The sequence below is a fragment of the Acinetobacter sp. ME22 genome (assembly GCF_022012315.1).
Lineage (GTDB): Bacteria > Pseudomonadota > Gammaproteobacteria > Pseudomonadales > Moraxellaceae > Acinetobacter > Acinetobacter brisouii_A.
Map to the genome: position 1 here is coordinate 197,113 of NZ_JAKLTL010000006.1, position 21,276 is coordinate 218,388.

28 protein-coding genes are annotated in these 21,276 nt (G+C 41.3%); 20 read left to right on the top strand and 8 right to left on the bottom strand.

Annotated features, from left to right (window positions below; genetic code table 11):
* Positions 1-33 precede the first annotated feature (33 nt).
* From LVY74_RS10485 to LVY74_RS10530, 10 genes are all read left to right on the top strand, one after another.
* On the top strand, positions 34-276 hold the full coding sequence (locus LVY74_RS10485; protein ID WP_111895234.1) for a SlyX family protein: 243 nt from the start codon (positions 34-36) through the stop codon (positions 274-276).
* 65 nt (positions 277-341) lie between these two features.
* A complete protein-coding gene (locus LVY74_RS10490; RefSeq protein ID WP_237815027.1) occupies positions 342-692 on the top strand; it encodes a PIN domain-containing protein in 351 nt (116 codons plus the stop codon).
* A 13-nt stretch (positions 693-705) separates the two neighbouring features.
* Complete coding sequence (locus LVY74_RS10495; RefSeq protein WP_237815028.1) at positions 706-1,389, top strand: PIN domain-containing protein; 684 nt, start codon at positions 706-708, stop codon at positions 1,387-1,389.
* An 84-nt stretch (positions 1,390-1,473) separates the two neighbouring features.
* Positions 1,474-1,914, top strand: coding sequence for an ammonium transporter (locus LVY74_RS10500; RefSeq protein ID WP_151708655.1), 441 nt, complete (start codon positions 1,474-1,476; stop codon positions 1,912-1,914).
* Positions 1,915-1,943: 29 nt separating this feature from the next.
* Entirely contained in the window at positions 1,944-4,589 is a 2,646-nt protein-coding gene (gene topA, locus LVY74_RS10505; protein WP_237815029.1) for a type I DNA topoisomerase, read from the top strand.
* Positions 4,590-4,670: 81 nt separating this feature from the next.
* On the top strand, positions 4,671-5,429 hold the full coding sequence (locus tag LVY74_RS10510) for a hypothetical protein (RefSeq protein WP_237815030.1): 759 nt from the start codon (positions 4,671-4,673) through the stop codon (positions 5,427-5,429).
* Positions 5,430-5,447: 18 nt separating this feature from the next.
* Complete coding sequence (locus LVY74_RS10515; RefSeq protein ID WP_237815031.1) at positions 5,448-6,017, top strand: HdeD family acid-resistance protein; 570 nt, start codon at positions 5,448-5,450, stop codon at positions 6,015-6,017.
* 70 nt (positions 6,018-6,087) lie between these two features.
* The gene (locus LVY74_RS10520; RefSeq protein ID WP_237815032.1) at positions 6,088-6,333 is read left to right on the top strand and encodes an RNA recognition motif domain-containing protein; all 246 of its coding nucleotides are present in this window, start codon (positions 6,088-6,090) and stop codon (positions 6,331-6,333) included.
* A gap of 127 nt (positions 6,334-6,460) precedes the next feature.
* Positions 6,461-6,964 carry a DUF6586 family protein gene (locus tag LVY74_RS10525; protein WP_237815033.1) on the top strand — a complete coding sequence of 168 codons (504 nt, stop codon included), beginning with the start codon at positions 6,461-6,463 and terminating at the stop codon, positions 6,962-6,964.
* A 74-nt stretch (positions 6,965-7,038) separates the two neighbouring features.
* Entirely contained in the window at positions 7,039-7,317 is a 279-nt protein-coding gene (locus tag LVY74_RS10530) for a hypothetical protein (RefSeq protein ID WP_151708661.1), read from the top strand.
* A gap of 45 nt (positions 7,318-7,362) precedes the next feature.
* Here the strand turns inward: LVY74_RS10530 and LVY74_RS10535 are convergent, their stop codons facing one another.
* The 4 genes from LVY74_RS10535 to LVY74_RS10550 all read right to left on the bottom strand — a co-directional run bounded on the left by LVY74_RS10535 (position 7,363) and on the right by LVY74_RS10550 (position 11,216).
* Positions 7,363-9,072 carry a cation:proton antiporter gene (locus tag LVY74_RS10535; protein ID WP_237815034.1) on the bottom strand — a complete coding sequence of 570 codons (1,710 nt, stop codon included), beginning with the start codon at positions 9,070-9,072 and terminating at the stop codon, positions 7,363-7,365.
* A gap of 135 nt (positions 9,073-9,207) precedes the next feature.
* Complete coding sequence (gene rpmG / locus LVY74_RS10540; protein ID WP_001205031.1) at positions 9,208-9,363, bottom strand: 50S ribosomal protein L33; 156 nt, start codon at positions 9,361-9,363, stop codon at positions 9,208-9,210.
* Positions 9,364-9,375: 12 nt separating this feature from the next.
* Positions 9,376-9,612, bottom strand: coding sequence for a 50S ribosomal protein L28 (rpmB, locus tag LVY74_RS10545; protein ID WP_004754274.1), 237 nt, complete (start codon positions 9,610-9,612; stop codon positions 9,376-9,378).
* A 167-nt stretch (positions 9,613-9,779) separates the two neighbouring features.
* The gene (locus LVY74_RS10550; RefSeq protein ID WP_237815035.1) at positions 9,780-11,216 is read right to left on the bottom strand and encodes a coniferyl aldehyde dehydrogenase; all 1,437 of its coding nucleotides are present in this window, start codon (positions 11,214-11,216) and stop codon (positions 9,780-9,782) included.
* A 120-nt stretch (positions 11,217-11,336) separates the two neighbouring features.
* Between LVY74_RS10550 and LVY74_RS10555 the strand changes: the two genes are divergently transcribed.
* Complete coding sequence (locus LVY74_RS10555; protein WP_237815036.1) at positions 11,337-12,029, top strand: TetR/AcrR family transcriptional regulator; 693 nt, start codon at positions 11,337-11,339, stop codon at positions 12,027-12,029.
* A 78-nt stretch (positions 12,030-12,107) separates the two neighbouring features.
* A complete protein-coding gene (gene purU / locus LVY74_RS10560) occupies positions 12,108-12,974 on the top strand; it encodes a formyltetrahydrofolate deformylase (RefSeq protein WP_151708665.1) in 867 nt (288 codons plus the stop codon).
* A gap of 44 nt (positions 12,975-13,018) precedes the next feature.
* Here purU and yihA read toward each other — a convergent pair whose 3' ends face one another.
* The 4 genes from yihA to LVY74_RS10580 form a co-directional block, all read right to left on the bottom strand.
* On the bottom strand, positions 13,019-13,840 hold the full coding sequence (yihA, locus tag LVY74_RS10565) for a ribosome biogenesis GTP-binding protein YihA/YsxC (RefSeq protein ID WP_237815037.1): 822 nt from the start codon (positions 13,838-13,840) through the stop codon (positions 13,019-13,021).
* A gap of 76 nt (positions 13,841-13,916) precedes the next feature.
* Positions 13,917-14,360: an RrF2 family transcriptional regulator gene (locus LVY74_RS10570; protein ID WP_151776802.1), complete on the bottom strand. Its 444-nt coding sequence runs from the start codon at positions 14,358-14,360 to the stop codon at positions 13,917-13,919.
* A gap of 93 nt (positions 14,361-14,453) precedes the next feature.
* Complete coding sequence (locus tag LVY74_RS10575; RefSeq protein WP_237815038.1) at positions 14,454-15,218, bottom strand: globin domain-containing protein; 765 nt, start codon at positions 15,216-15,218, stop codon at positions 14,454-14,456.
* A 212-nt stretch (positions 15,219-15,430) separates the two neighbouring features.
* A complete protein-coding gene (locus tag LVY74_RS10580) occupies positions 15,431-16,615 on the bottom strand; it encodes a PLP-dependent transferase (protein ID WP_237815039.1) in 1,185 nt (394 codons plus the stop codon).
* Between the two features lie 157 nt (positions 16,616-16,772).
* On the opposite strand from LVY74_RS10580, the gene LVY74_RS10585 reads away from it, so the two are divergent.
* From LVY74_RS10585 to rplV, 8 genes are all read left to right on the top strand, one after another.
* Complete coding sequence (locus LVY74_RS10585) at positions 16,773-17,504, top strand: type 1 glutamine amidotransferase (protein WP_237815040.1); 732 nt, start codon at positions 16,773-16,775, stop codon at positions 17,502-17,504.
* Positions 17,505-17,868: 364 nt separating this feature from the next.
* A complete protein-coding gene (gene rpsJ / locus LVY74_RS10590) occupies positions 17,869-18,180 on the top strand; it encodes a 30S ribosomal protein S10 (RefSeq protein ID WP_000070912.1) in 312 nt (103 codons plus the stop codon).
* 60 nt (positions 18,181-18,240) lie between these two features.
* Positions 18,241-18,879, top strand: coding sequence for a 50S ribosomal protein L3 (gene rplC / locus LVY74_RS10595; RefSeq protein ID WP_100241842.1), 639 nt, complete (start codon positions 18,241-18,243; stop codon positions 18,877-18,879).
* An 11-nt stretch (positions 18,880-18,890) separates the two neighbouring features.
* A complete protein-coding gene (rplD, locus tag LVY74_RS10600; protein ID WP_151708671.1) occupies positions 18,891-19,493 on the top strand; it encodes a 50S ribosomal protein L4 in 603 nt (200 codons plus the stop codon).
* Positions 19,490-19,810 carry a 50S ribosomal protein L23 gene (gene rplW / locus LVY74_RS10605; RefSeq protein WP_111895254.1) on the top strand — a complete coding sequence of 107 codons (321 nt, stop codon included), beginning with the start codon at positions 19,490-19,492 and terminating at the stop codon, positions 19,808-19,810. Before rplD ends, rplW begins: the two co-directional genes overlap by 4 nt.
* An 11-nt stretch (positions 19,811-19,821) precedes the next feature.
* On the top strand, positions 19,822-20,646 hold the full coding sequence (rplB, locus tag LVY74_RS10610; protein ID WP_111895255.1) for a 50S ribosomal protein L2: 825 nt from the start codon (positions 19,822-19,824) through the stop codon (positions 20,644-20,646).
* Between the two features lie 13 nt (positions 20,647-20,659).
* Entirely contained in the window at positions 20,660-20,935 is a 276-nt protein-coding gene (rpsS, locus tag LVY74_RS10615; RefSeq protein WP_004641066.1) for a 30S ribosomal protein S19, read from the top strand.
* Positions 20,936-20,946: 11 nt separating this feature from the next.
* Positions 20,947-21,276 (top strand): 50S ribosomal protein L22, encoded by a 330-nt coding sequence (rplV, locus tag LVY74_RS10620; protein ID WP_004754247.1) that lies wholly within the window; start codon positions 20,947-20,949, stop codon positions 21,274-21,276.

Genomic DNA, 21,276 nt, shown 5'->3' on the forward strand with positions numbered 1-21,276 from the left:
AGTTTCCTAAAATCTCAAATTGAGGAGTGTTAAATGACTAAACCACCATACGATGATCAAGCGTCATTTTCCGCACCCATTGAAGATTTGCAAGTCCGAATTGCATTTTTAGATGATTTAGTTGAACAATTAAATGAGCAACTGGCTCGTCAAAGTCAGGAAATTGCGGATTTACAAAAACAAATGCAGTTATTGTATCAGCGCGTTGAAGCTGCCGATTTGTCAGAAGGTGTTGCACCGTTTGACCCAATGACCAATAAACCACCGCATTACTAAACATCTGTTTTCAGTGTTTTTGGACTGGGTTATAGTAGAATGAAAATCTCATATTTTATTCTTCAATGAAAAAAATATTATTATTGGACATCGAGAATTGTCCCCAGACATCACAAAATATCAAAAAGTTATTAATTCAATATGACTTGATTTTTGTTGTCTATTCAACCTCGAATGTCAATTTTTCATTGGATGCCATTTACTCCCTGATTCCTTATATCAAAGCGGATAAATTTAACCTGATTAAAATTCCGATTGCAGGACGCAGTTCTGCTGATTTTGGTTTGACGTATATTGCTGGGCAACTCAGCCAAAAATATCAGGCAGATGAATATACGTTTGATGTAATGTCCAATGATCACACCACCGAATATGTTGTAGAATTACTACGTTTAAATAGATTCAATAAAAATTAAGTTTAGAACAATCATGTCAGCCAAAAAAATTCTATTGCTCGATATCGAAAATATTCACCATAATGATCAACAAATTTTGACAACCTTGCAGCATTATCATCGGGTTTATTTGGTCTATGCCAAATCATCCTTAAAAATAGGGTTAGATCATTTACCTGAATTAGCCGCTTTAGTGAATCAAGATCGTTTACGTCTTTTAAAAATGCCACATGGCGGTGCAAATGCCTCTGACTTTGGCTTATCTTTTATTGCAGGTCAATTGGCTGCAACGGCTAAAAAGCGAACTGAGTTTTATATCTGTTCTCATGATCAGGCAATTGGGCACATTGTAGATTTGTTGAAAATGGCAGGTTTTTTTGCCAAACAAATTGGAGAAAGTTCTCCACCTCAGCCAGAAACCCAAATTCAGGTGATAGAGCAGCAATTGACAGTGATTGCGCCGCCAGAAGTTACGGCTATATCAACACAACACAAGGCGTTACTTCAATACTGTCGTATTGTCAGTAAAATGAAAAATCATCCTGTTCGTCTTGAGAGCTTAAAAAATAGCGTGAAATCTTATTTAAAACTGAATGATGAACCAACAGAACAGTTTATTTTACTTTTACAAAAAGAAAAAATCGTGCAAGTGAACCAAAATAAAGTCAGTTTTAATCAGTCAAAGATGAACATATGGCTGCAAACTCATACAAGCTGATCTGCACTTGATCAGTAAAACTTGCCTTTTCTATTCAGCTTATGTAACTCTAATATAAAGATGAATAGATGAAGAACGTCAGGTATGGGTCTTTGGATTACCATTATTATTGTGGTGTTTGTGCTTGGGTCAATTTTGGGATTGAGGGTCAATCCGCGTGAAAAAGCACTGGGAATCATGCGTGACAAAGCGCGCAAGATGGGATTGCATCCACGTTTGATTGTTGCACCAGAATGGACAAATATTCCCAAAGCGACCGAAAGTCGTGCCAGTATGGTGGCCTATTACAGTGTGCTATTACCCGATGCAAAACTACCTTTAATGCGTGCTCGAGTGAAAGATCAACAACTTGAGCTAGTGTATGGGGATGAGAAATTTAAAGATTATCCCATTGCATTAAAGGGGATTTATGCTATTGATATGCAGGCGAACTGTGTTGGTGCATATTGGGATGAACATGCAGACTTGCATGCGACCCAATTAGAAGCAATGAAAGCATACTTAACAGCTTTGGCTGAACGTTAAAATTTTAGAAATAGGAAACGAATACCATTATGGCGAATGCTCCTCGGTCTAGCGCTAAAACGACTACAGAACAATCCGCGAGTGCGACCAAAAAGCGTGCACTGGTGATTGTGGAGTCGCCAGCCAAAGCGAAAACCATTAACAAGTATTTGGGGAATGAATATATCGTCAAGTCTTCGGTGGGTCATGTTCGTGACTTGCCGACAGGCGGTTCAGCCAATAAAACGGGTGAGAAAAAACCAGCGACCCGTACCAAATTAACCGATGCCGAGAAACAGCAAAAATCACAGCTTGCGCTGATCAATCGTATGGGGGTCGACCCTGAACATGATTGGGCAGCACATTATGAAGTTTTGCCGGGCAAAGAACATGTGGTTGCTGAGTTAAAAAAACTGGCTTCACAAGTCGATGAAATCTATCTCGCAACGGATTTGGACCGTGAAGGGGAAGCGATTGCTTGGCATTTACGTGAAGTGATCGGTGGCGATGAATCGCGTTATCAGCGTGTGGTGTTTAACGAAATTACCAAAAATGCCATTCAGGAAGCGTTTAAGCATCCGACTCGTTTAGATATTCACCGTGTTAATGCACAACAAGCTCGTCGTTTCTTAGACCGAGTGGTTGGCTTTATGATTTCACCACTGTTGTGGGAGAAAATTGCGCGTGGTTTATCGGCAGGACGTGTTCAATCAGTTGCGGTTAAACTGGTGGTAGAGCGTGAGCGTGAAATTCGTGCTTTTATCCCAGAAGAATATTGGCAAGTCTTTGCTGATACTAAATCTTTGAACGATGACATTCGTCTAGAAGCAGTCAAGCAAGCAGGCAAAACCCTCAAATTACGCAATAAAGCGGAAACAGATGCTTTATTGAATATTTTAAAAGGTGCTGAATATAAAGTTGCCAACCGCGAGGATAAACCGACCAAGGTCAATCCAAGTGCGCCGTATATCACCTCGACGTTACAGCAAGCAGCCAGTACGCGTTTAGGTTTCTCGGTGAAGAAAACCATGATGTTGGCGCAGCGTTTGTACGAAGCAGGTTTTATTACCTACATGCGTACCGACTCAACGTTCTTGAGTGATGATGCGGTGAATATGGTGCGTCACCATATTGAAACGGAATTTGGTGCTAAATATCTGCCAGCAAAACCAAATCGTTATGGCAACAAAGCGGGTGCACAAGAAGCCCATGAAGCCATTCGTCCATCGAATGTAGCCCTTTCAGGTGATCAACTGGTGGGTGTAGAGCGTGATGCCCAGCGTTTGTATGATTTAATCTGGCGCCAATTTGTGGCATGTCAGATGACACCAGCAGAATATCTGTCGTCAACCATTTTGGTTGATGCCAATGGTGTTGAGTTGAAAGCCAAAGGTCGTACCTTGGTATTTGATGGCTTTACCAAAGTCCGTGGTCAAAACAAGTCTGATGATGATGTGTTGTTGCCTGCTGTGAAAGTTGGTGAAGTTCTTAATCTGGAAAAACTTGATCCATCACAACATTTTACCAAGCCACCAGCACGCTTTACAGAAGCGTCTTTGGTCAAAGAATTGGAAAAACGTGGGATTGGTCGACCATCGACCTATGCAGCGATTATTTCGACGATTCAAGAACGTGGTTACGTCAAACTGGAAAATCGTCGTCTCTTTGCGGAAAAAATGGGTGAGATTGTCACTGACCGCTTGGATGAAAGTTTTAACAACCTGATGAACTATGCGTTTACAGCGGATCTTGAAGGTCAGCTCGATAGAGTTGCAACAGGTGAGCGTAACTGGAAAGAGTTACTCGACACGTTCTATGGTGACTTTAAAAACCGTTTAACAGTCGCACAAGGCGATCATGGTATGCGCCGTAATCAGCCTGTAGAAGTGGCTGATGTTCACTGTCCAGAATGTAGCCGTCCGATGCAGGTTCGTACGGGAACAACAGGGGTGTTCCTTGGTTGTTCGGGCTATAACTTGCCACCGAAAGAACGTTGTAAAGGGACGCTCAACCTGACGCCAGTTGAGTCTTTGGCTGTGCTCTCTGATGATGATGGTGCTGAAACTGCTGATCTAATGTCTAAACGCCGTTGTCCAAAATGTGGTACGGCAATGGACAGCTATGTGATTGATGGTGGTCGTAAACTGCATATTTGCGGGAATAACCCAGACTGCGAAGGTTATGAACTCGAAGAAGGTGAGTTCAAAATCAAAGGTTACGATGGCCCGACCATTCCATGTGATAAATGTGATGGCGAAATGCAGTTGAAAACTGGACGTTTTGGCCCTTACTTTGCCTGCACCAGTTGTGACAATACCCGTAAAGTTCTGAAAAATGGTCAGCCTGCACCGCCACGTGTTGATCCAATTAAAATGGAACATCTCCGTTCAGCAAAACATGATGATTTCTTCGTGTTGCGAGATGGCGCAGCAGGTCTGTTTTTGGCAGCAAGTAAGTTTCCAAAAATTCGTGAAACGCGCGCACCCAAAGTAGCAGAGCTACGTACGGTGGCTGAACAGCTTGATCCAAAATATCAGTATTTGTTGCAAGCACCCGATGCTGACCCAGAAGGCAACGTGACGATTGTCAAATTCAGTCGTAAAAATCAGGCACAGTATATTGGTTCTGAAAATGCCGAAGGCAAGCCGACCAAATGGAGTCTTGTTTATCAGGACAGTAAGTGGGTTGAAGGTTAAGACCTTCGTTTGAAATTGATTTAAAAATGCTGGCAAATTTGCTGGCATTTTTTATAGAACAACAATAATGAGGTTGGGGATATGTGGAAAAAAATTCGAATATTAATTTTATTGTCAGTGTTGCTGGTGGTTGCGGTTAATGCATGGCGAGACCAAAACCAAAATTGGGATCGACCAGTTCTGGTGCTATTACATCCAGTCAATGCCGATGGGCAAACCACCACTGAGCAATATATTCGGCAGCTAAGTATAGAGAATTTTAAAGATTCACAGAATTTTTTAGCTGAGACCAGTGCGGCTTATCGTGGGAAAAAAGTTGATTTTATTTATCAGCTTGGGCGTGAGTTACCACAAATCCCTCCAAAAGTTCCAGAAAATGCCAGTGTACTGCAAGCGATTGTGTGGAGTTTGAAATTCCGTTATTACGCTTGGAAGCAGCACCAGTCCAGCGATGGTCGTCCTACGGTAACCTTGTATTTAAATTATTATGATCCTCAGCAAACCTCAGCGTTAAAACATTCCACAGCCTTAGAAAAAGGCAAAATTGGTTCAGTGAACCTATTTGCATCTACTGCACAGGCAGCGCAAAATGAAGTTGTGGTCACCCATGAGCTATTGCATACCTTTGGCGCAACAGATAAATATGATTTGGCTACAGGTCAGCCTATTTATCCACTGGGCTATACCCAACCAGAGCAACAACCACTTTATCCTCAAAGACAAGCCGAGATTATGGGTGGTTATATTGCACTTTCTGCAACGCAAAATAAAATGCCTGACAGTCTTGCACAGGTTGGATTAAATAAAGCTACAGCGATTGAAGTGGGCTGGTTAAAATAAGTCATTAGAGAAAATCTCATGCTAACCGTTGGAAATGATTTGGTGCGTCATCAATTACACCAGCAACGCAACAAGTATTTGATGATTGGTGGATTGCTTATCGCTTTTGCAATACTGCTTTTAGGAAGTCTGCCATTTGCCACTTTCAGTATGGTTGTGTTCTTTGGTTTGTTGCTAATGCTTGCCGCATTTTTACATATGATCGCCGCATTTTTATTTTTTGAAGGTGGAATACGCGTGCTATGGCTTATTTTTGCCATCGCTTATTTTGTCGCAGGGAGTATTGTCTTTCAACATCCGTGGAGTACAGCACAGTTCTTAACTCAATTATTGGGGGGAATTTTTGTGATTGCTGGCGGATTACGCATGATCAAAGCATGGCTCTTTCGAGTGTTTCAAGGATGGTGCTGGATTTTAATATCAGGATTCTTAACCACATTGACAGGTGTCCTGATTTTAGTCACACCACATGCGGCTGTATGGTTATTGGGGCTATGTTTTGCGATTGATCTGCTTGTTCAGGGATTAAATTATCTCAATTTAGCTGCGGTAATTCATCAGATTCCACCCAGCTCGGCTGATAGTTAAGCAAACAAGATGATCAACTTTTGCTACACTTGACACAAAGATAGATTGCACTGATGCAAAAAGGTTAAACATGAAAATTTTAGTTCGTAACTTAGAGCGCTCAATTACTGAAGCCGAATTATTGGAGTTGTTTCAGACGTATGGGCAAGTTGATTCATGTGTAGTTGTCCTTGATCAAACAACAGGTAAATCAAAAGGTTTTGGTTTTGTTGAAATGCCTCATGCTCGTGAAGCGATTAAAGCCATTAAAGGTTTAAATACACTGAAAATAAGAGGCTTTGGAATTCGCGTCAAAGCCGCCGATGCTTCCGAATAGCAGGGTAAAAGAGGAGTCATTTTGTACTCCTTTTTTTATATAAAAACATCAAAAAACTATATTCAAAGCAGAGCACTAGCGCTAATCTATGAACAGGTTATCTGAAATTATTTGAAAGGGAATCATTATGTCACGTGTTGCTCGCTATCATGCCGATCGTACTAATCAAAAATTATATTTTGCACGTTTAGCATGTTTGCAAGCAGAGCAGACCGATCATGTACAGCAAATTCAAGCGTATCGTGAAGCTGCTGTATTTCATTTGCATGGTGCGATTTTGGCATTTTTGCAAGAGTTGGTGCGTTATTATCGGTTGAATGATGCACAGCCAACATTGAAGTCGATTGAAGAACATATGGCAGAAAAAGGGCAGGTTTCACCTGAAGTGACTGTCATGCAACAACTTGCCCGAGATGGATTTATTGCTGAATTAAAACGTGCTTACCGTATGTGCCAATATTCACCTGAGCCAACAGCGCCAGCCCCAGAGCAAGAAACCTCATCGAATTTAATTATTAAGGTGACTCAGGGACCACAATCATGGTTGCCAGATATTGAGATTTTGCGTGAATGGCATCGTGAGTTAAGCCGCTTAATTGATGGCTTTCGTAATGAAATGGTCGAATTTTAACAACTTGAACTTTGCATTTCTGCACCCATATAAGTTAGTCTAAATGTTCCGCTCATGGTGCGTATGGAGGTCGTATGTCTATACAGCAATTAAAAGAGTTATTTGGTAATCAAGATGCCATTCTTGAGCTTGTGCAACTTGAAAATGGCGAGTTAGCACTTCGTAATGCGGGCTCTGAACAAGCACCTTTGGTCACAATCCAATTTAATGAAGAAGTTCGTGCATTGCTGGGTGAAAACACAGCCATCGTTGCACAGCACATGATTCAGGCCGCACTTTTGGGATTGCTTGAAAAGCAGGCCAATCAATGGCAGGCTGAAGTGGTTGATGAACCACCCACAGTCTTTAGTTAATTTGTAATAAAAAACGTACAGTTTCGGCTGTACGTTTTTTTATGATTAATGCTGATGTGCCAATTCGATCTGATGCAGAATATGTCTGCTCATATTAATCGCCATTTCTTCTTTGGCATAAAATACTTCACCAATCTGATCCGCACGAATCACTTCAGCTTGTTCTTTATTTTCAGCACAGACTAAAACCTGAATCTCAGGGTTGAGCTGCTTGGCAATATCAACAATCCGATGAATATCTAAAATATCCATAGGTGAGATAATCAACATTCGAGCATGCATAATATGCGCTTGAATCAGGACGCTAGGTTCGGTTGCAATACCACTGACCGCGGCAATCCCTTTTTCCCGAAGTTTTTCAACAATTTCACGGTTTTCTTCAGCAATCACCACTTTAATATTTTGTTCCATCAGTGTCTTGGTGATACGTCTGCCAACTTCACCATGTCCAACAATCACGACCTGATCGCGTAAATACGCCTGATCCATTTCATCGGGGAGCATTGCAAGTGGGTCACCACTACGTTCAAGTAAGCGAGCCAGATGTGAACGTTCACGAATCCAGCGTTGAGCAGGTTCAATGGCAGAAAAGACAAATGAATTGAGTGTAATAGAAAATAATGCCCCTGCCAGAATCAGATTTTGAGCCGTGGTGGTGAGTAAACCCAGTGAAATACCAAGTGTGGCAAGAATAAAAGAGAATTCTCCAATTTGTGCCAAGCTTGCTCCAACTGTCAGCGCTGTATTGATTGGATAGCGGAAAAATAGAACCAACCCCATCGCTGCTATGGTTTTACCCAACATAATAATTGCAACAACCGCAAGGATATGTAAGGGTTGTTCGACAATAATACGTGGGTCAAACAGCATTCCGACTGATACAAAGAATAAAATTGAAAAAATTTCACGTAGAGGTAAGGTTTCCTCTTCAGCACGGTGACTAAAATCAGATTCTTTTACCACCATCCCCGCGAAAAATGCGCCAAGTGCCATGGATACACCAAAAATGGCATATGAGCCATAGGCAATCGAAACAGCGCAGGCAACGACTGTTAAAGTAAATAATTCACGCGAACCTAAACGCGCGACAAACTGCATAATGAGAGGAACAAGGCGCTTGCCAATAACCAGCATAAATGCAATAAAGCCTGCCACTTTTAGTAAGGTCAGCCCAAGGGTGAGCCAGATACTGCTCGATGCGGCATGTCCATGATCTAAGGCTTTACCGCCAAGTAAGACAGCAGTTGCAGGTAAAATGACTAAGACCAGCACCATCACCAAGTCTTCAACCAAGAGCCAGCCGACCGCAATTTTGCCATTAACAGATTCGAGTAAACCACGATCTCCCAAAGCTTTCAGTAAAACCACTGTGCTTGCACAAGATAGGCTTAAACCAAAGACCAAGGCAGAACCGAACGACCAGCCCCAGAACATCGCAACGAGCCCACCCAAAACTGTTGCAACAGCAATTTGTAGGATTGCGCCTGGTAATGCAATTCGTCTAACTTGTAATAAATCATTGAGAGAAAAATGCATACCAACACCAAACATGAGAAACATAACACCAAGTTCGGCAAGTTGGTTGGCAAGCCCGATATCGGCTTCGATACCTGGTGTATTGGGACTAATTAAAATCCCTGCAATTAAGTAACCAATCAGTGGGGGGAGGCGTAGCCGTGCAGTAATATAGCCACACAATAATGCTAGACCAAAACCCACGGCGAGTAGAACAATCAGGTCAACATTATGTGGCACTACTGACTCCTCAAAACGTGAGAAAAAGCAAAGAAAAAATATAAAAATTGAAGATTTTATAGATAGTAGCAATAACCTTAAAAAAAAGGCAAAAAAAACGACCCCAAAAGGAGTCGTTTTTTTCGGAAACTAAAATTATTTGATTTTAGCTTCTTTGAAAATTACGTGTTGACGGATTTTTGGATCAAATTTTTTGATTTCCATTTTTTCCGGCATAGTACGTTTGTTCTTAGTAGTGGTATAGAAATAACCTGTACCCGCAGAAGAAACTAGGCGAATTTTATCACGCATTTCTATGACTCCTTAGATCTTTTGACCTTGAGCACGAAGATCAGCTACAACCTTTTCAATGCCCAATTTGTCGATGATACGCATACCTTTAGTAGATAAACGAATACGCACAAAACGTTTTTCGCTTTCTAACCAAAAACGGTGGTGGTGCAGGTTCGGCTCGAACCGGCGCTTGGTTTTGTTGTTTGCGTGTGAGACGTTGTTACCAACGACTGGACGCTTGCCGGTAACTTGGCAAACCTTAGACATGGTGGAACTCCATTGATGATTTAGCCAACAGCAATCCTGTGGCCAGTCATAAAACAAACAGATTGAATTGATTCAAGGGGCGTTTTATACCAAAAATGCGATTAAAAGACAAGCAATTTTACATAAAACGACTCTTGAATGTAATCAATAGCTCATGCCTTGATCATTTAGCGCAGGAGTGCTTTAGAAATCAATTTGTGAATTGGCTTATTAAACGGTGGTAGTACGAATTTTAAACTATACAGTTTAGGGTTCGACATCATCGAGCGTTCATGTGACAAATTGAAAAAGCCTTCTGGTCCATGGTATTTTCCCATACCTGATGCACCAACACCGCCAAAAGGCAAATCGTCTTGTGCAACATGGCTGAGAACCATATTTTGACCAAAATGTCCTGAGTGGGTTCGTTCAGCGACATAATCGGCACGAGCTTGATCAAAGTCGAAGTAGTATAACGCAAGTGGACGCGGTCTGCGATTAATAAACTCGATGACTTGTTCAATATTTTCATATTCCATGATTGGAAGAATCGGGCCAAAGATTTCATGTTGCATAAGTTGCATCTCTGTTGTGACGCCCGTCACCAGTGTCGGTGCAATTTTACGTTGTGTACTCAATAATTCATGCTTAGGATTAATTTCAATAATTTTAGCACCAGAGCGTTGTGCATCTTCTAAATAGCGGTGTAAACGCAAATACTGTTTATCATTAATAATTGCCGTATAGTCTTGGTTGTTTGCCAAGTGTGGGTACATTTGTTGTACCACAACTTTAAAGTGCTCAATAAATTCGGCGGTTTTGCCTTTTGGTAGAAAGATATAGTCAGGCGCAACACAGGTTTGACCTGCATTCCATAATTTTCCAACAGCCACGCGCAGCGCAACATCTTTCATTTGCATCGAAGAATGCACCAGTACAGGGGATTTTCCACCAAGTTCTAAAATCACGGGCACTAGATTTTGGGCAGCCGCTTGCATGACGGTTTTGCCAACATTGGTTGAGCCAGTAAAAATCATTTTGTCAAAAGCGAGGTGGCTAAAAGCATCGGAAATGACCCCGCCTCCGTTGACCACTGTGACCAATTCACATGGAAATGCTTCAGATAACGCAGTATCGAGAACTTTGCCAAAATAGGCCGAAGCACTCGAAATTTTGATCATGGCATGATTGCCTGCGGCAAGTGCGCAAATCAGCGGACCAATCGAGAGTAAAAGTGGATAATTCCATGGTGCAATGATGCCAATCACTCCTAGTGGCTGAAATTGTACCCAGCCTTTGGCAGGTTGGTGCAGCCAGCTAATGTGACGCTTTTCAGGCTTCATCCATGCGGTCAGGTTTTTGCGATAATAGCGAATTTGTTCAAGACAAGTCAGTATCTCACCAATTCGGGTTTCACCCAAAGCTCGATTGCCAAAATCTTGACTAATCGCTTCTGCAAATTGATCTTGGTATTTCACCAAAACTGCTTTTAGTCGATCCAAACGTTCGATACGATCTTTGGCTGATGGCATTGGGTAGCGCTGATAAGCTTGTTTTTGTTGTTTTAAAATATGCGTCAGTTGTTGCTCAATACGCTCAGGAGTTGTAGAAGTCATGGTTTGCATAATAGATGCCTCCTTGCATATTATCGGTATTGAACACTTTTAGAGTAAAAACTCTAAACAGTCAAGCATAGAATTGTGCTAGGCTGTTACAGTTTTTTGACCCCCCATTGGTTGTCGTACATGTCACAAACAAAAACAGTAAAGACCAAACAGCGCATTTTGAATCTGAGCCTGCAATTGTTTAATGAACGTGGTGAACGTGCAGTCACCACCAATCATATTGCAGCTGAGCTCGAAATGAGCCCTGGTAATTTGTATTATCATTTCCGAAATAAACAAGAAATTATTAAAGCGCTGACGGATCAGTATCAACGTGAAACGTTAGAGATGCTTGCTTTGCCAAAAACTCGATCTGTAAACGCTGATGATAAAATTCGCTATTTTCAGGTACTCAGTGAACAGCTCTGGCGTTATCGGTTTTTACACCGAGATGTTTATCATTTGGCTGAAAATGATCTGAATTTTAAACAGCAGTATGCACAATTTGCGCGTCAAGTCATGCAGCAAGGTCAATGTATTTATCAGGCATTTGTCGATGCAGGTCTCATGAAAATGACACCTGTAGAAATTGAAGCATTGATTGTGAATATCTGGATTGTGTTGACGAATTGGACAAATTTCCTGTTTATGACAGGGCATTTAGATGATCAAAATCAACTTGAAGATAAATGGGTTTGGCAAGCACTCCGCCAGATGTTGTTTTTGGAAGGACCGTATTTGCAGGGTGAAAGCCGAGCAACATATGAGGCGTTATTAAATAGCTTGGGTTCATCTGATTGGTTTAATGTTTTGGCTTTACAATCACAGACATAAAAATCAGTAGGTGATATTTTAAAAAAAGAGTAGAATACTCGGCTATCTTTTTTAAATGAATTATTGATATAGAGCAACATGAATATGACCACTGCCAATACCGCACGTTTGCTGATTACTTGTGAAGATAAGCCAGGCATCGTGCAAGCTGTATCGAGTTTTTTGTATCATCAAGGTGCGAACATTACTGCACTCGACCAGTATGCTACGGAAGCTCAGGGCGGGCGTTACTTCATGCGTGTTGAGTTTGAACTCGATCATTTACAAAGCCGAAAAGATACTTTATTGCAAACCTTTGACACCAATGTTGCAGAGCGTTATGAAATGCAATGGCGTTTAGCATTTGTTGGTGATGTGAAAAAAGTCGGTATTTTGGTGTCTAAAGTTGACCATGCGTTACTTGAGTTGTTATGGCGTCATTCACGTGGTTCTTTACCATGTGAAATCACTCAAGTCATTTCTAACCATGAAGATCTTCGTGAAGCGGTTGAGAATTTTGGTATTCCATTTACGGTTGTTAAAATCACCAAAGACAACAAAACCGAAGCTTATGCACAAATTGATGAATTGATGCAGGGCAATGATTTGTTGGTGCTTGCACGTTATATGCAAATCTTGAATGAAGATTTCGTGACCAAATGGCCAATGAAAATTATCAATATTCATCACTCATTCCTACCAGCCTTTGTCGGTGCAAATCCGTACAAACAAGCCTATGAAAAAGGGGTGAAATTGATTGGTGCTACAGCACACTATGTGACTGCGGAACTCGATCAAGGTCCAATTATCGAACAGGATGTTGAGCGTGTCAGCCACCAATATAGTGTTGAACAGTTGCGTGAACTCGGTGAAGATGTTGAACGTAATGTGCTTGCACGTGCGGTGAAATGGCATTTAGAAGACCGTGTGATTGTACATGGCAACAAAACGGTCGTGTTCCAGTAAGCACGATGGCAATAAAAAAGGCATGTTGAACATGCCTTTTTTATTTATGGGGTTTCAGTTTCGATTTCATCTTCACTGTCATCAAGATCATCTTCGGCATCGTCATCAGAAGCCTCAGGAATTATATTGATGTCGATGACTTGTTGATTATCATCGAGAATATAATGCAGACGACCTGCCATGACCGCAGCCAACTCTTCCAAACCTTGTTTATTGAGTGAAGAAAACAGTTGAATTGAAAACTGCATTTTCATTTTCTTCAAGGCTTGTTTCACTTCAAGCAAAGCTTTGTTGGCAGGGCCACGATTCAGTTTATCTGCTTTCGTCAGTAGAATGTGAACAAACAATTTACGTGAATGTGCCCATTCCAGCATCATCAAGTCAAAGTGTTGTAGTGGATGACGAATATCCATGAGAAGCACCAAGCCTTGCAGGCTTTCGCGGTGAATCAAATAATTTTCCAGTTCTTTTTGCCAAACGCGCTTCATTTCTTCAGGTACAGCAGCATAACCATAACCTGGTAAGTCAACCAAGCGCTGATTCGGATTGCCCAGACTAAAGAAGTTAATCATCTGGGTACGACCTGGTTTTTTCGAGGCGCGTGCCAATTGCTTTTGATTGGTGAGGGCGTTAATTGCACTGGATTTCCCAGCGTTAGACCGACCTGCAAATGCAATTTCATAACCTGTATCTTCTACACAAAGCGCAAGTTTAGGAGCGCTCATCAAGAATTCGGCTTGGCGTAACCAGTTCAGGGACTGCACCGCATAACCCGTAATGGCAGGGTCAGGCTGTTTTTCATAGCTAATCTTTTGCTTAGGTGCAAGTCTCGCCTTGGTGTCTTTAGATTTTGCATAACGATGCATAGATAGATTTCACGCGAGATAAACAATGTCTTCTATAGTATAAAGCAAGCGGCTCTATGGTGCGAATTTTCAATTTTTATAAATTTAATAAAGCTATTGGAGAATGCTCAGCAACAGCATTTGGAGTTGATGTATCGAGGACTTGACCAAGTGTGTAAGCATTTAAACTGGCATAGAATTGATCAACAGCATGATCGAGAATACCTTTTAGACCACATTGCGGACGCAATATACAAGGAGGATTATTGCATTCCACAATATTGACTTCGCCTTGGAGGATTTTGACTAAATCTCCGAGTCGAGCACTCAAAGCTTCAGGATTGAGACGAATACCGCCACCTTTACCACGAGTGGTAATAATCCACTGCTGTTTAGCCATGAAGTGAACAATTTTAACTAAATGATTGGCAGGCACTTGTAAGCACTCTGCAAGCTCAGCGATGGTATAGGGCGCTTGGCGAGTTTGGGCGACTGTAATTAAGATGCGTAATGCATAATCGGTAAACTTATTAAGCTGCATAAGTAAGACATAATCATATATATGTACAGATATTAATACTAAAGCCCGTAAAAATGAAACTTTTGTCAATATCTGTACATGATGAGGATTTGATTAGTCGGCAAGTGGTGCTGAAACTTGGACTTGATCGCCTACGTTATAGTTTGCAAGCAAGATGTTGGCAACATCATATTCACTATGATTTTCTTCTGGGCGAACTTCAATGTGATATTCAGTATTGTCTTGCTGTGCCGAGAATTTAAATTGCTGTGGCTGTTCAATTTCGTGATTTGGCACTTTGATTTTTACAGAAATATAAGCGCCGACTTGTCCTTCGCTAATTGCATGACCATCAGCAGGTTTAAGTGTAAAACGTTTACCCGACTCTAGTGCTTCAATCGCTGTAATTTTAAAACCACGCCAACCTGCCCAGCCGCCATTTTGAGCAGCAAGTTGTTCATATTTTTGTTTTTCAGCATTAATTAAGATATCTGCCAATTGTAGATAAGCCTGTTTCCATGCTTCGATCAATTCTGATTCAAAAGGTACATTCAGCACTTCACTAATTGAATGAAGTAAGTTTTCTCCAACAATCGAGTACTGATCTGCCTGAATGTCGAGACTGACATGTTTGTTGGCAATATGATCAACTGCTTTGGCTAAAACACTTGGGTTTTCAATATGTTCAGCATAAGCCAAAACCGCAGCAGCCAAAGCGCGTGGCTGGCGACCTGTACTTTGGTGGTCAAGGTTGAAAACATTTTTAAGTTCAGGGTGATTGTTGAGCATGCGCTTATAGAAATATGAAGTTAGTGCAACCCCATTTTCACGAAGGACAGGAACTGTAGATTTAACAAGAGCAATATGTTCTGGAGTCATGGCTGAACCTTTTTGTAATGGCTGTGACTATTTAAGATGTATTTAAAATACATTTTATAAAAAAGAAAAACAAGAGGGTTGATCTATAAAACACATATTTTTTTTTATGGAAATATTTTGTTCAGAATATTTTTAATAAAAAATAATGACAAGTGTATGAATGAATAAAAGTCTGCTTAGCAATATAGAAAAGCTAAGCAGAAATGACAGTGTTATAGAACTTGAAGAGCCTGTTTGATGTCAGTAATTAAATCTTCACTCGATTCTAGACCAATACAAAAGCGAACTAGGAAGCCATTTGCAAGATGCGGGTGTTCTAGATTGCGCATCTCTTTTAGATCGTAAAGCATAACAAGGCTCACAGGGCCACCCCAGCTAAAGCCGAGTTTGAAGAGTTGTAAGGCATCGCAAAAGCGACGGATATCTTCAAGCGTATATTGTTCTTGGAAAATGACACTGACCAAACCTGCACTTTGTTGGTCTTGGCAAACTTCAAGCCAGAATTCATGTCCAGCTGAAAGAGAATCACTTGGATGTAGAACTTGTTGAATTTTATTTTGTTGTTTGAGCCACTGCAAAATTGTTTGAGCAGTCATGGATTGTTGTTGATAGCGTAATTGCATATGTGCAAGGCTGCGCTGAATTTGGGCACAATCATCTCCTGAAACAGAAATGCCTTGAGTGGCATGAAGATGGAGTAGCTTTAAGTGGAGTGTATGATCTTGCGTCACGACACTGCCCATTAAAATGTCACCACCACCACTTGGGTATTTGGTGAGCGCATGCACGCTAATATCAACAGATAAATGCTCATCTGAAAAATCAAAAGCATTAAATGCTAAGCCTGCACCCCAAGTATTATCAAGAACAGTAGTAATCTGGTGCTGTTTGGCTTTTTTAACCAGATTGACTAGATCTGGAAATTCTAAAGTGACTGATCCTGCAGCCTCTAGCCAAAGCAGCTTGGTTTGTTTGGAGGGTTGAAAGCTATCACAGTCGAGAGGGTTGTATATCCGAACAATGACCCCAAAATTTTTCTCCAAATAGCGTGCATGTGCCATGCTTGGGCCGTAGATATTATCAGGAACCCAAACTTCATCTCCTGATTTGAGTAAGGCAGAATTGACTAAATTAACTGCGGATAAACCACTAGGTGCTAATAAACAGTATTGACCATGTTCAAGCTGTGCGATTTTATCGGCAAGCGTGTAGGTGGTTGGAGTGCCGTGTGTGCCATAACTATAGTCATAACGATCACTCCAATGCCGATCAAACAACTTCTGTGTGTTCTCAAAAATAATAGTTGATGCGCGATAAAGGGGAGGTTGAATGGTTTCAATATATTGTGGAGCTAATCTTGGTGCATGAATGAGTTGGGTTTGAGGTGATTTTTTCAAAGGATTGCTCTATGAATCAAAAGATTGATATTAATTTAAGTGATTTGGATCAAAAAATAATAGAAATAAAAAATCAAAAAAGGGACTCTTTTTTCTAAAAGTTGGCGCTATTTTTGCTAATTAAAGTTTAATCATCGCAATTATGGGACAATGATGCATGAAGACGCATTTAAAAGTTCATTATTTTCAACACATCGCAGGGGAAGGGTTTGGTAGCTGCTATGAATTTTTAAAAGCTCATCAAGCCAAAATTACTGCGACAGAATTTTTTGCCTTGCCGAGCGATACATGGTTAGAAATCGAAGCGTTACCTCAAATTGAGGATGTGGATCTCTTAATTATTATGGGAGGGCCAATGAGTGTGAATGATGAGGCGAATTATCCTTGGTTAAAAATAGAAAAGCGCTGGATTCGCCGTTACTTGGCAACGGGAAAACCTGCGATAGGCTTATGCTTGGGTGGTCAGCTGATTGCGAATGCTTTGGGTGCGGCAGTGAGTCGCAATACACAAAAAGAGTTGGGGTGGAGTACGGTCTACCGTATTGATAATGTTCCTCAACATTGTTTTGAACTTCCAAAAGAATTTAGTGTTTTGCAGTGGCACAATGAATCTTTTGATATTCCAAAAGGCGCAATCCATTTGGCTGAAAATCCAGTTTGCCGTAATCAAATGTATCAAATTGGCAATAATGTTTTGGGCTTTCAGTTTCATCCAGAAATGACCCCTGATGTATTGCAAAACTTCTTGGATGATGATGACAAAATCGCTGTTTTGGATGGAGAGCAGATTCGTAGTATTGATCACTTAAAAAAAACACCACTCCAATATTTTTTACAAGGCAATGACTTGTTGAATCGTGCGATTGAATTTGTTTTAAAAAGTGCCTAAACCCCATTTTTTGAAAAGTCAGTGTAAAAATAAAAAAAGTTGTGATTTAAATAAAAATGAATGGCGATCGCCTAATCAAAGCGGTTTGATTGAAGGCTTTAATTTTTAAAAGCTAATCTTTTCAAAATAGGAACAGACTTGATCATCGGTAAAAATATATGCAAAAGATATTTGCGTAATCATTGAACAATGGTTATAATGAGCGACCTCTCAAAGAGAGTATGGTTATTGAAAAATATAACCTAATCGTAACAGTCATGGCATCGATCATGACCTTAGTGATTTTCACTGCCCTTGACACTTACCAATAGGTGAGATGCGTCATGGGTGATTCTTTATATATTTTGGCTTGGAGTTAACTGGTATGTCTAACCAGAGAATTCGTATCCGTTTGAAGTCTTTTGATCACCGTTTAATTGATCAATCAGCTCAAGAAATCGTAGAAACTGCAAAACGTACTGGCGCACAAGTGTGTGGTCCAATCCCGATGCCAACTCGCATCGAACGTTTTAACGTTTTAACATCACCACACGTAAATAAAGATGCTCGTGACCAATACGAAATTCGTACTTACAAACGTTTGATCGATATCGTTCAACCTACAGACAAAACTGTTGATGCGTTGATGAAATTGGATCTTGCAGCTGGTGTTGATGTTCAGATCGCATTGGGTTAAGGCTTTCGGTTAATTAACACTCTTAAGTTAATTAGGCCGCTTTTTTAGAGGTTTATGCACATGGCTATTGGTTTAGTCGGTCGCAAGTGCGGTATGACCCGTATCTTTACAGATGCTGGTGTTTCTGTGCCTGTAACAGTGATTGAGGTTGATCCAAACCGCATCACTCAAATCAAAACGCTTGAAACTGATGGTTATCAAGCGATTCAAATCACTACTGGTGAACGTCGCGAATCTCGCGTAACTAACGCTCAGAAAGGTCACTTTGCGAAAGCGGGTGTTGCTGCTGGTCGTCTAGTTCAAGAATTCCGCGCTACAGAAGCTGATCTTGAAGGTCGTGAAGTTGGTGGTGTTCTAACTGTTGATATGTTCACAGTTGGTCAAATCGTTGACGTTACTGGTACATCTAAAGGTAAAGGTTTCCAAGGTGGTGTTAAACGTTGGAACTTCCGTACACAAGATGCTACACATGGTAACTCGGTTTCTCACCGTGTTTTAGGTTCTACTGGTCAAAACCAGACTCCTGGTCGCGTATTCAAAGGCAAAAAAATGGCTGGCCATTTAGGTGCTGAACGCGTAACTACTCAGGGTCTTGAGATTGTTGCTATTGATGCTGAACGTTCAGTTCTAGTTGTTAAAGGTGCAGTCCCTGGTGCTACTGGTGGTGACGTTACCGTTCGTCCTACGATCAAGGCCTGAGGGGAAATAACGTGAATTTACAAACTGTTTCCGGCTCTGCTGTTGAATTGTCTGAAGTTGCTTTCGGTCGTGACTTTAACGAAGCACTTGTACACCAAGTTGTTACAGCTTACTTAGCTGGCGGTCGTCAAGGTTCGAAAGCTCAGAAATCACGTGCTGACGTATCTGGTGGTGGTAAAAAACCATTCCGTCAAAAAGGTACTGGTCGCGCTCGTGCTGGTTCTATTCGTAGCCCAATCTGGGTTGGCGGTGGTAAAACATTTGCTGCTCGTCCACAAGACTGGTCTCAAAAAGTTAACCGTAAAATGTACCGCGGTGCAATGCAATGTATCTTAGCTGAACTTGTTCGCCAAGATCGTCTTGTATTGGTTGAAGAGATTGCTGTTGCAGCTCCGAAAACTAAAGAATTGCTTGCAAAACTTAACGACTTGAATGCTCCTCGTGCATTGATCGTTACAGAAGCTGTTGAAGAGAATTTATATCTTGCAGCACGTAACCTTCCACACGTTGATGTGGTTGATGCAACTGCAATCGATCCTGTTAGCTTGATTGCGTTCGATAAAGTTGTTATGTCTGTGGCTGCTGCTAAGAAAATTGAGGTAGAACTCGGATGAACAACGAACGTATCTATCAAGTCCTTCAAGGACCAGTATTCTCAGAAAAAGCTCAAGTTTTAGGTGAAACTGCTGGTGTTCAAGTATTTAAAGTTGCACTTGATGCAAACAAACTTGAAATCAAAAAAGCAGTTGAACAACTATTTGGTGTTGAAGTTGTGAAAGTAAACACAACAATCACTAAAGGTAAGACTAAGCGCTTTGGTAAAACATTAGGACGTCGTTCTGATGTTAAAAAAGCATACGTCACCCTGAAAGCTGGCCAAGATGTCGAAATGGCTGACTTGGGCGATACCGCTGAAAGCGCAGCGGAATAAGGACGAAAATTATGCCGATTCAAAAATGTAAGCCAACGTCTCCAGGACGTCGCTTTGTAGAGAAAGTGGTTCATAGCCATCTTCACAAAGGCGCGCCTCATGCTCCGTTGGTTGAAGCTAAAAAACGTACTGGTGGTCGTAATAACAACGGTCACATTACAACTCGTCACGTAGGTGGTGGTCATAAACAACACTACCGTCTTGTTGACTTTAAACGTAATAAAGATGGCATTCCTGCTACTGTAGAGCGTATTGAATACGATCCTAACCGTACTGCACACATTGCATTAGTTTTGTATGCTGACGGTGAACGTCGTTATATCATTGCGCCTAAAGGCTTACGTGCTGGTGATAAAGTACAATCTGGTAACGATGCTCCAATTCGTCCAGGTAACTGCTTGCCACTTCGTAACATGCCAATCGGTTCTACTCTACACAATGTTGAACTTAAAATCGGTAAAGGTGCTCAATTAGCACGTTCTGCTGGTACTTCTGTTCAGTTGTTAGGTCGTGATGGTTCTTACGCAATTGTTCGTCTACGTTCAGGCGAAATGCGTAAAATTCATGTTGAATGTCGCGCTGTAATTGGTGAAGTTTCTAACCAAGAAAACAACCTTCGCTCATTGGGTAAAGCTGGTGCTGCGCGCTGGCGTGGTGTTCGTCCTACCGTACGTGGTATGGCAATGAACCCAGTTGATCACCCACATGGTGGTGGTGAAGGGCGTAACAAAGGTATTCAACCTGTGAGCCCATGGGGTCAAAAAGCTAAAGGGTACAAGACACGTACCAACAAGCGTACGACTAAGATGATTATTCGCGATCGTCGCGTCAAGTAAAGGAATCTGATTAATGCCTCGTTCATTGAAAAAAGGTCCATTCGTCGATGCGCACTTGTTCGCTAAAGTTGAAGCTGCTATTGCTGCTAACAACCGTAAGCCGATCAAGACATGGTCACGTCGTTCGATGATCCTCCCGGATTTTGTTGGTCTAACAATCTCTGTACACAATGGCCGTAACCACGTTCCAGTAATCGTTACTGAACACATGGTTGGTCACAAACTCGGTGAATTCGCGCCAACTCGTACCTATCGTGGTCACGGTGTTGACAAGAAGTCTAAACGTTAATAGGTGCTATGATGGAAGTAACTGCTAAATTACGCGGTGCCGCTATCTCGGCACAGAAAGCTCGTTTGGTTGCAGATCTTATCCGTGGCAAGTCAGTTGCTCACGCGCTTAACATCTTAAACTTCAGCAATAAAAAAGCTGCAGTTTTAGTTAAAAAAGCATTGGAATCTGCAATTGCGAATGCTGAACACAATAACAGTTTAGATGTAGACGACCTTAAAGTTTCTACGATTTACGTTGATGAGGGCATCAGCCTTAAACGTATTATGCCACGTGCTAAAGGCCGTGCAGATCGTATTACTAAGCGTACTTGTCACATCACCGTTAAGGTAGGGGTTTGA

Coding starts and splice junctions, on each gene's coding strand:
- LVY74_RS10485 (WP_111895234.1), top strand. CDS start 34: ATGACTAAACCACCATACGATGATCAAGCGTCATTTTCCGCACCCATT.
- LVY74_RS10490 (WP_237815027.1), top strand. CDS start 342: ATGAAAAAAATATTATTATTGGACATCGAGAATTGTCCCCAGACATCA.
- LVY74_RS10495 (WP_237815028.1), top strand. CDS start 706: ATGTCAGCCAAAAAAATTCTATTGCTCGATATCGAAAATATTCACCAT.
- LVY74_RS10500 (WP_151708655.1), top strand. CDS start 1,474: ATGGGTCTTTGGATTACCATTATTATTGTGGTGTTTGTGCTTGGGTCA.
- topA (WP_237815029.1), top strand. CDS start 1,944: ATGGCGAATGCTCCTCGGTCTAGCGCTAAAACGACTACAGAACAATCC.
- LVY74_RS10510 (WP_237815030.1), top strand. CDS start 4,671: ATGTGGAAAAAAATTCGAATATTAATTTTATTGTCAGTGTTGCTGGTG.
- LVY74_RS10515 (WP_237815031.1), top strand. CDS start 5,448: ATGCTAACCGTTGGAAATGATTTGGTGCGTCATCAATTACACCAGCAA.
- LVY74_RS10520 (WP_237815032.1), top strand. CDS start 6,088: ATGAAAATTTTAGTTCGTAACTTAGAGCGCTCAATTACTGAAGCCGAA.
- LVY74_RS10525 (WP_237815033.1), top strand. CDS start 6,461: ATGTCACGTGTTGCTCGCTATCATGCCGATCGTACTAATCAAAAATTA.
- LVY74_RS10530 (WP_151708661.1), top strand. CDS start 7,039: ATGTCTATACAGCAATTAAAAGAGTTATTTGGTAATCAAGATGCCATT.
- rpmG (WP_001205031.1), bottom strand. CDS start 9,363: ATGCGTGATAAAATTCGCCTAGTTTCTTCTGCGGGTACAGGTTATTTC.
- rpmB (WP_004754274.1), bottom strand. CDS start 9,612: ATGTCTAAGGTTTGCCAAGTTACCGGCAAGCGTCCAGTCGTTGGTAAC.
- LVY74_RS10550 (WP_237815035.1), bottom strand. CDS start 11,216: ATGCAAACCATGACTTCTACAACTCCTGAGCGTATTGAGCAACAACTG.
- LVY74_RS10555 (WP_237815036.1), top strand. CDS start 11,337: ATGTCACAAACAAAAACAGTAAAGACCAAACAGCGCATTTTGAATCTG.
- purU (WP_151708665.1), top strand. CDS start 12,108: ATGAATATGACCACTGCCAATACCGCACGTTTGCTGATTACTTGTGAA.
- yihA (WP_237815037.1), bottom strand. CDS start 13,840: ATGCATCGTTATGCAAAATCTAAAGACACCAAGGCGAGACTTGCACCT.
- LVY74_RS10570 (WP_151776802.1), bottom strand. CDS start 14,360: ATGCAGCTTAATAAGTTTACCGATTATGCATTACGCATCTTAATTACA.
- LVY74_RS10575 (WP_237815038.1), bottom strand. CDS start 15,218: ATGACTCCAGAACATATTGCTCTTGTTAAATCTACAGTTCCTGTCCTT.
- LVY74_RS10585 (WP_237815040.1), top strand. CDS start 16,773: ATGAAGACGCATTTAAAAGTTCATTATTTTCAACACATCGCAGGGGAA.
- rpsJ (WP_000070912.1), top strand. CDS start 17,869: ATGTCTAACCAGAGAATTCGTATCCGTTTGAAGTCTTTTGATCACCGT.
- rplC (WP_100241842.1), top strand. CDS start 18,241: ATGGCTATTGGTTTAGTCGGTCGCAAGTGCGGTATGACCCGTATCTTT.
- rplW (WP_111895254.1), top strand. CDS start 19,490: ATGAACAACGAACGTATCTATCAAGTCCTTCAAGGACCAGTATTCTCA.
- rplB (WP_111895255.1), top strand. CDS start 19,822: ATGCCGATTCAAAAATGTAAGCCAACGTCTCCAGGACGTCGCTTTGTA.
- rpsS (WP_004641066.1), top strand. CDS start 20,660: ATGCCTCGTTCATTGAAAAAAGGTCCATTCGTCGATGCGCACTTGTTC.
- rplV (WP_004754247.1), top strand. CDS start 20,947: ATGGAAGTAACTGCTAAATTACGCGGTGCCGCTATCTCGGCACAGAAA.